General features: G+C 54.3%; 9 protein-coding genes and 1 tRNA gene. 3 read left to right on the top strand and 7 right to left on the bottom strand.

The genetic code is table 11. The annotated features are described in order from the left end of the window. The 3 genes from VEI96_06470 to VEI96_06460 form a co-directional block, all read left to right on the top strand. The coding region (locus VEI96_06470; GenBank protein HXX57626.1) for a hypothetical protein at positions 1–1,434 on the top strand (1,434 nt) is incomplete at its 5' end. Between the two features lie 157 nt (positions 1,435–1,591). After that, on the top strand, positions 1,592–2,260 hold the full coding sequence (locus tag VEI96_06465; GenBank protein ID HXX57625.1) for a site-2 protease family protein: 669 nt from the start codon (positions 1,592–1,594) through the stop codon (positions 2,258–2,260). A gap of 7 nt (positions 2,261–2,267) precedes the next feature. Beyond that, positions 2,268–3,935 (top strand): putative manganese-dependent inorganic diphosphatase, encoded by a 1,668-nt coding sequence (locus VEI96_06460; protein HXX57624.1) that lies wholly within the window; start codon positions 2,268–2,270, stop codon positions 3,933–3,935. Between the two features lie 67 nt (positions 3,936–4,002). On the opposite strand, the gene VEI96_06455 is transcribed toward VEI96_06460, so the two are convergent. From VEI96_06455 to VEI96_06425, 7 genes are all read right to left on the bottom strand, one after another. Beyond that, positions 4,003–4,350: a PilZ domain-containing protein gene (locus tag VEI96_06455; GenBank protein ID HXX57623.1), complete on the bottom strand. Its 348-nt coding sequence runs from the start codon at positions 4,348–4,350 to the stop codon at positions 4,003–4,005. A 3-nt stretch (positions 4,351–4,353) separates the two neighbouring features. After that, positions 4,354–4,725 (bottom strand): PilZ domain-containing protein, encoded by a 372-nt coding sequence (locus VEI96_06450; protein ID HXX57622.1) that lies wholly within the window; start codon positions 4,723–4,725, stop codon positions 4,354–4,356. Between the two features lie 271 nt (positions 4,726–4,996). Beyond that, positions 4,997–5,073, bottom strand: a tRNA-Met gene (locus VEI96_06445). 164 nt (positions 5,074–5,237) lie between these two features. Then, positions 5,238–5,654 (bottom strand): DUF4079 family protein, encoded by a 417-nt coding sequence (locus VEI96_06440; protein HXX57621.1) that lies wholly within the window; start codon positions 5,652–5,654, stop codon positions 5,238–5,240. A 53-nt stretch (positions 5,655–5,707) separates the two neighbouring features. After that, positions 5,708–6,121 carry a cupredoxin domain-containing protein gene (locus tag VEI96_06435; protein ID HXX57620.1) on the bottom strand — a complete coding sequence of 138 codons (414 nt, stop codon included), beginning with the start codon at positions 6,119–6,121 and terminating at the stop codon, positions 5,708–5,710. Positions 6,122–6,180: 59 nt separating this feature from the next. Next, positions 6,181–7,299 (bottom strand): rod shape-determining protein RodA, encoded by a 1,119-nt coding sequence (rodA, locus tag VEI96_06430; GenBank protein ID HXX57619.1) that lies wholly within the window; start codon positions 7,297–7,299, stop codon positions 6,181–6,183. After that, positions 7,286–8,213: penicillin-binding transpeptidase domain-containing protein (locus VEI96_06425; protein ID HXX57618.1), on the bottom strand; the 928-nt coding region annotated here is incomplete at its 5' end. The genes rodA and VEI96_06425, both read right to left, overlap by 14 nt.

Genomic DNA, 8,213 nt, shown 5'->3' with positions numbered 1-8,213 from the left:
GATGCCGAGTTCAACAGCCCATGGGAGGAATTTTCTCTCGTCATGGAACTGAGGGATAACCTCTACGGGCCGAAGGAGATGCAGATGCAGACCCAGCTCCCGATGGCGATCTATGTGCCGCCCGAAAAGATGCAGTCGTGGCAGAGCGGGAGGTCTCGCGCGAAGATCAACCGTATCAGGGCCAAGCATCCCGGCATCGATCTCGACATCCTGAAGCAGTACAAGCTCATCTACGAATGGATCAGGGGGCACAATCTCACAGAGGTCTTTGCGCATGTCGATATCAATAATGACGACCTCATCAGTCATCTGAAGACGGTCAGCATGAAGGCCCTCGGGGATCTCGACAAGAAGGGATACCTGATGGCGGACATGAAGCCCGAGCATATCATCCTGAGCGAACATGATGCGGAGGTCATACGGGAGATCGGTCAGACCGAGGGCATTCACGCCCCGGAGCAGCAGGTGGACGCGGTGTATCGTCTCGTCAACGAGGGCCGATACTCGGTCATTGATTACGAATTGCTGCTCCGTACCCCTGAACACGAAGAAGAGGTGAAGCACTCGAGGAGATATTCCTATCTCGACGATCAGCGGCATCGCTTCGATCCGACGCCGTTGCCGGCGCATCTGTCCCACGTCGAAATCCTTGGTGTGCCGTATGTATACGGACATGCCGAAAGCACGGGCGGCCGTCTCTGGGTTGTCGGGAAGAACGCACACCTGTTCGATTACTTTCTGCCTGAACGATGGAGGAAGACGCCGGCCCTCAAGCTTTCGGATACGAAGGAGGTTTTCTATACGATCACGAAAGACAACATACATCTCGTATGGGAGACTTCGCGGGTTGGTGAAATGCCCGCCGGAAACGAGGAGGGCTCCCGCGATCCTAAGGTCCATCAATACGGCATAAACAGTCCCTTCGAGGAATTTGCGCTTGCCCACAGCCTGAACCGGCTCGGAATTCCGACGGTCTACGTGAGGGCGATCTATATGACCGGGAGCAGGAAGATTGAATCCTCGACGGACTTGAGAAAATATGAGTCTCATAGAGACCTCTTAGACCCTGAGGGTAATCCGGTGCTCCAGGAGAATCACAATTACATCACGATCCGCGGCTACTACAACGGCCCTGACCGGTGGGTCGCCGAACATGGTGACGCCCTTTATACTCCCGTGGACCTTGCGAGGGCTGCGGACAGGGGAATCATCGATGAGCAGCAAAGTCTGCGGTTCCTCGATGCCGTGAAGGAGAAATTGAAGAACTGCGGATTTGATGGATCGTCCTTAAGGTCCAACGACCTCCTGCTCGCGATCGACGACAGCGGGAAGATTATGACAGATGGCTCGGGGGAGCCCGTTGTCCTCATCTGCAACTTCGAGCTCATCTGGAGGGTTTCGAGCCCGAGTGTGGCAAGGGGCTCACTCGTTTAGGTCTGCCGTAGGTTTGACATCGTACGGGACAATCGTTAATATTAAACGCCGGTGGCGCCGTTATCCGGCGGGTCAGTGAGGGACAGTTCGAGGAATCCGTGTGGTCAAAAGAAAATAGGGCAATCGAAGAGAGACGGTCTGCCGTTGGGTCGGTGAGATGGATATCCCTGCCATCATAAGGCAGGTCGCACTCTCCGCGGTACCTGTTCTCATCGCGATAACGTTCCACGAGGTGTCCCACGGTCTTATCGCAAACAAGCTCGGTGATCCCACGGCAAAGATGCTCGGCAGACTCACGCTGAATCCCCTTGCTCACATAGACCCCTTCGGGACGATCCTCATGCCGCTGCTCCTCCTTGTCTTTACGAACGGACAGTTTGTCTTTGGATACGCGAAACCGGTTCCGATTAATCCGATGAATTTCAAGAATCCGCGGCAGGGGATGGCGATATCCGCCGCAGGCGGACCCGTTACGAACATTCTCCTTGCGACAGCAAGTATTATCATTCTGAAGTTTGTCATCATGCCGGCATCCCTTCTCTTGCCTGAAGGGGTTGCGGAAAAGGGCCTGGTGCCTGCGGCCCTGATGCTCAGATCGAGCGTAATCGTGAACGTTGTGCTCGCGTCATTTAACCTGATCCCGATTCCTCCTCTCGACGGAGGGAGGGTCCTCGTGGGCTTGCTGCCGCAGAGACAGGCGAGCTCTTTCAGCAGGATCGAACCCTTCGGGTTCCTCATCGTGATCCTGCTCATCGCGACCGGGATAGCGAACTATTTTGTCATGCCCCTCGTCAACTTCTTTCTCGGTCTGTTGGGGATGATTTAGTTTCCGTATGAACGGAGAACAGACAAAAATCGTCTACGTAATAGGCCACAAGAATCCCGATGCCGATTCCGTCTGTTCGGCGATAGGGTACGCTCATTTTAAGAACGTGACGGACAAACGCTATCTCTTTACCCCTGCGCGGGCCGGCAAGGTGAATGAGGAGACGCGCTTTGTGCTCGAAAGGTTTTCTGTGCCTGTGCCCCGTGAGATAGAGAGCATGGCTGCTACCGTGAGCGATCTCGATCTGAAGAAGCCAGTCTCGATTCAGGAGCGGGAATCCGTGCAGGCCCTCGCACTTCTCATGAGGGAAAAGGGGGTGAGGTCCGTACCGGTCGTGAATGACAGCGGACGCTTCACCGGTGTCGTGGGGCTGAAGGATATAGCGAGGCATTACATGGACAGCGTCGGATTTGCAGATCTCACGGAAGCCCCGATAGACCTCGATATCCTTCTGAAGACGGTGGACGGCCGTGTCATCAGCAATTCGAGAAAGATTGGGCACCTCACGGGCAGGATATGGATCGCCTCGATGCAGAAGGGCACTATCCTGAACAGGATTCGGCCCGGCGACGTCGTCATTATCGGGGACCAGCAGGATATTCAGTTGGACCTCATCCGTTCCGGGTGTGCGGCGCTCATTATCGTGGACGGCATGCCTGTCGGCAACGACGTTGTTTCTGCCGCTGAAGAAGCGGGCACGTTGCTCCTTTCTTCCCCGCATCCGGCCTTTCCGACGGTTCAGCTCATGACGATGTCGGAACCGGTATCGGCCATCATGAGTGCCGATAACCCGACGGTGGGGCTCTATACGCCTATCTCTGAACTCAAGAAGAAGATCCTCGAATCGGAATACCGCTCCGCTGTCGTAGCGGATAGCGACAACAGACTCATCGGCATCGTCACGAGGACAGACCTTCTCGTGCCGGTGAGGAAGAAGGCGATTCTCGTGGATCACAATGAGCTGTCTCAGGCCGTAGACAACATAGAAGATGCGGAGATCCTCGAGATAATCGATCACCACCGGGTGGGGGACATCTCGACCGTGGCGCCGATTTATGTCTATAACGATCCGATCGGGAGCACCTGTACGATCGTGGCGGGGATGATGTTTCTCTATCAGGTGAATATTCCGGCGGAGATTGCGGGACTGCTGCTTTCCGGCATCCTCTCCGATACGCTCCTGCTGACACTCTCGACGACCACGGAGCGTGACCGGCAGACAGCGGCGCGACTGGCGGAACTTGCGGGTATCTCTCTGAAGAATTACGGCAGAGAACTTCTCCACGCGAGCATCCATACAGAAGACAAGACCGCAGCAGAACTCATCGCGGCCGACTTCAAGGAATTCCTCATAAACGGTAAGAAGCTGGGGATAAGCCAGATGATGGTGCTGGAATGCCAGGAGATCGACTTGAGGGAAGAAGAGATCCTCGCCGAACTCGAGCGTCTGCGCGTCGTGAACGGCTATGACCTCGCTGCACTGCTCGTCACGAACCCCCTCAGCTCGTCGCACGAGCGTGTCCTCGTGAAGGGCGAGACCTGGATAGTCGAGAAGGCCTTCCATGTGAAGGTTCAGGATGGCACCTGCATCCTGCCACGCGTTCTTTCGAGGAAGAAAGACTTTATCCCTGCCATCGGTCAAGTCCTCAGCTTGAACAAGGGAAGTACGGATTGAGCGAGTATTCCCGCTTCCGTTCAGACGTGGTGCGGGGTCATGGGTTGGGAAAAGAGAGGAAGGCTAATCAGGAGTCGGGGATCGCAAGGAGTGATAGGCAAAAGTGACGGTAGTGAGGATCTTCTTCAGTGATTTCGATTCCTATCCCCTCTTCCCGGAGAGATTTCCTATCATCCGATGATTTCAGGATCCTCGCGACCGTGCCTTTTATCTTCGATACCGATCCATCCGGGAGTTGAAGCGACATATCGAGAATCGTTCCCGGCGCAAAATGATTCGGCGTTCGTATGAAGATGCCGCTCAAAGAAAAATCACCCGTTATCCCTATGTGGGTTTTTCCGTCCACCACAAATTCAATCGCGCAGCGCTTCTTGACGCGTTCTTGTCTTCTCTTGTCGGGATTCAATGGTTTCATTTCTCAATCATCGATAACTCTTGTACGAAACGAGGCTACGAACTTGAGATAGAGCGGATCTTTTTCTATGATGTCTATCGCCATTCCCTCCTGTTCTCGGTAAGGCGAAGATGTCTTGCAGGTTCTGCCGGGAGGGGCCTTCACAACCCGAGTGACTCTTCCCGTTATTCTCGTCGTGGTGCCGTCGGGAAGATGAAGGATGATTGCGACTATTGTTTCCGGTTCAAGCGGGTTCGGTGTCTTTACGAAGAGGCCGCTCAGAGAGAAGTTGGACGATATCCCCCGATACGTTTCACCGCCTGATGAGAACTCGATGTCATGACGCTCTCCAAATCTTTCATGGCACCTTCTTTCCTTTTTCAATATTTCTGTCATGCTCATCATGATGTCCCTCTACGAAGCGTTAACCTCCAAAATGCGACGGTTACTCATGCCACAGTTATTTGCGGGTATTCGTATTTATCGCAATTTATATGCCATTTCAAACCCCTTAGTCAGCCTCAGAAAATTTATAGGTGATGGCACGTTATGGCCGATCTCTCTCGAAATATCCCCGCAAATATGACAAAAAGTGGCAAAAGAAGGGCATAAAAGAGGATTAGTCAGAGACTCTCAAGAGAGGCTTCTCAGCAGGAGCTGAGAGGGTTGGTGGCGGTGCAGGGAATCGAACCCCGGACACTGCGGATATGAGCCGCATGCTCTAACCATCTGAGCTACACCGCCTTTTTCGCCGCGTACAATCCAGGCGAGCAGCGAGCAGGCCCCTGCAATCACCGCACGTTCTGGTTATGCATTATATCAAAGTACTGTTTTCCCTGGCAACTCGAGCGATAGCGGACGCCATGGTTCCGCGCCTTCCGCCGCCTCAGCCGAGAATCGGGAACGCCTCAAAAGAGTATCCTCACCCCAAGAAAGATCTGGGAAAGGGAGAGGGAGAGGATCATGACGCCGATTATGGCATGGGAGTTTCTGAACGGCGAATCCGGACCCTTTATCTTTCTCGACGTGAAGTGTGTTCCAACAAGGAGAATCGCCAGAAGAGAACCCCCGGTGAAATGGAGGGGATATTTCACGATATGGCCGGAGTCCGCGAGAACGAGAACGAGACCGGCAAGGTATCCGAGGCACCCGAGTACGACGAGGAGGGGCCCCGACTTCCTATGCCTCTTGACCGACGTGAAATCAGGGGGCATATCCTTCCGCCTTCTCCTTCTGATTATGAACCCGAGCCAGCCTTGGTAGAGAAAAAACAAGAAGATGAGAATGTTGTACAGGCCGTGGAGAAGTTTCAGATAAACGATCATAGGTTACCTAGTATAACAAAATGACGGATACGTGAAAGAGAGGGGGAGACTCGTCAGTCGCGCACTTCGAGAATGCCTTCCATTCCCCGCTCCCTATGGCTCTTGAAAAAGAGGAGTTTCTTGTCGCAGTAGAAAGGATAGTTGCCCGTCTTCGTCGGTCTGAACGTGATCTTCTTCGGCTCCGTGCTCAAGGATTCGTTGATGTCCATTCCGGCATCCGGTGCCTTTAGTACAAAGGCATGGGGGGTGGCACCCGCTTCTTTCCGGATATATATCTCAACAGGAACGTTCACGGTCACGATGATGTGATCAGGGTCAAAGAAATACTCGCCTGCAAGGACCGCGACCTTCTGGACGCCGTCGGTGTCAACGACAGCAACGAATACGTTCTTTTCGCCGCAGACATCCTTCGCAAGAAAGGCCGATACCATGACGAGAGTCAGTGAAAGAGGGACCGCCCACTTCATCGTTCACCTCCGGTGATATCTCCTGAAATTATTCTACCACCCCTCGAGAGGCTGTCAAGCTAATAGAAGAGTTCGAACCTTCGTACGCGTATATTGATGAGCATCGCCGCTGCGATGAAGTTTGTGAGGAGTGCCGTCCCGCCGTAGCTCATGAAAGGCAGGGGGACCCCCACAACGGGAGTGATGCCGAGGGTCATGCCGATATTCACAAAGAAGTAGACGGTGAACATGAACGAAATCCCCGTGGCGAAGAGCCTTCCGAATTCGTCCTTCGCTTTTCGTGCGGTATCGATTCCCCGCAGGATGAAGGAGAGATAAAGGAAGAGAAGGAAGATGCTGCCTCCAAAGCCCCATTCTTCGGCGAAGACCGCGAAGATAAAGTCCGTATGCTTCTCCGGGAGAAATCTGAAGGGTCCCTGCGTCCCCTTGAGGTATCCTTTTCCGATGACCTGCCCCGACCCTATCGCCACCTTTGATTGGGTGATATGATACCCGATCCCTGACGGGTCGACATCCGGTTCCAGGAAGACGACGAGCCTGTTCTTCTGGTAATCCTTCAGGCCTTCCCAGAAGATATTGCCGAGGAACGGTATCGAGATAAGGCCGAGAAGGAGCACGAGTACCGTCACTTTTTTCTGGAGACCTTTTGTCACCATGAGAAGCAGGAAGACGATCAGGAGGATCAATGCGGTGCCGAGATCGGGTTGTTTCATGATCAGTCCGACGGGGATCGCCACAAGGAACAGGAAGCTCTTGATGAGGGTAAGGAGCCCGATCCTGCCCGGTGTTTCGCTGAGGTATCGAGAGAGCATTATGATGTAGATGATTTTGAATGCCTCCGAGGGCTGGAAGGAAAATATTCCGAGGTTGAGCCACCGCTGGGCGCCCATTCCCGTTTTGCCGAGGAAGAGTACCGAGAGCAGGAGGCAGAGCCCAAAACCATAGAGCGGATATGCGAATCTGTTCAGCCAGGTATAGTCAAAACTCACGAAGGCGCACAGGACGACCGTACTGACTATGAGCCAGTAGATCTGCCTGATATAGTAGGACGGCATCTCAGCCGCGACGGGAGAACGGGTAGCGCTGAATATCGTCAGTATCCCTATTGTAGAGATCATGAGGATGAGCGACAGGGTCACCCAATCGAAGTTCTTGACAAGGCGTCTATCGACGTTCACTGATCCCGCCTTCCGCCTTTTTCTTGTTCTGGTCCGCAGCGCCCCTCAACCCCTGACCCTCTGCCGTCTGCCCATCGACTGTAGGCGCCTGATCGGGAGCATCCGACTGCCGACTGCCCTTCATGTAAGCCTCTATGGCGCGCTTTGCTATGGGAGCTGCGGCGCTTCCGCCATGACCGCCGTGTTCGACCAAAACGGAGAGCGCGATCTCGGGTTTCTCATAGGGGGCGTACGAAACGAACCATGCATGGTCCCTCTGCCTTTCTGAAAGATATTTGGAGTCTTTTTTGAGACCTACCACCTGTGCCGTTCCTGTCTTGCCGCATACGGTGACGAGAGAGGAGTGAGCGGCCCACCCCGTGCCGCCCGGCTCGTTGACGACGCCGAAGAGTCCCTTGTTGACAGCGTCGAACGTTTCAGGCTTAATGCTCAACCTCTTCACCGGTTCCGGCGCATCCTTGAGTTGGAGGATTGAAGGGGTATAGACGGATCCGCCGTTTGAGACGACACTCACTACCTTTGCCATCTGGAACGGGGTCACGGCGACATACCCCTGTCCTATAGCAGCATTGAATGTTTCGCCGAGGTACCACGGCTGTTTCCGTTTCTCCTCTTTCCATTGCGTATCGGGAATGAGCCCGTGCCGCTCTTTGACCAGTTTCAGTCCTACTTCGCTGTCAAGGCCGAGTTGGCGCGCATACGATGCGATCCGGTCGATGCCGAGTTTCTTCCCCGCCTCGTAGAAGAATACGTCGCATGACTCGACGATCGCGCGGTGCAGGGAGAGGGTTCCGTGACCTTTCTTCTGCCAGCAGCCGAAATGCCACCTGCCGTAGACAATCCCTCCCTTACAGGTCGCCTTCGCATCAGGGTCGATCACTCGTTCCTCAAGGGCGGCTATCGCGGTGACGATC

It is taken from the genome of Thermodesulfovibrionales bacterium (genome assembly GCA_035622735.1).
In the GTDB taxonomy this organism is placed as follows: Bacteria; Nitrospirota; Thermodesulfovibrionia; order Thermodesulfovibrionales; family UBA9159; genus DASPUT01.
The sequence above is the reverse complement of the archived record's forward strand: the minus strand, read 5'-3'. Positions and strand labels throughout refer to the sequence as shown.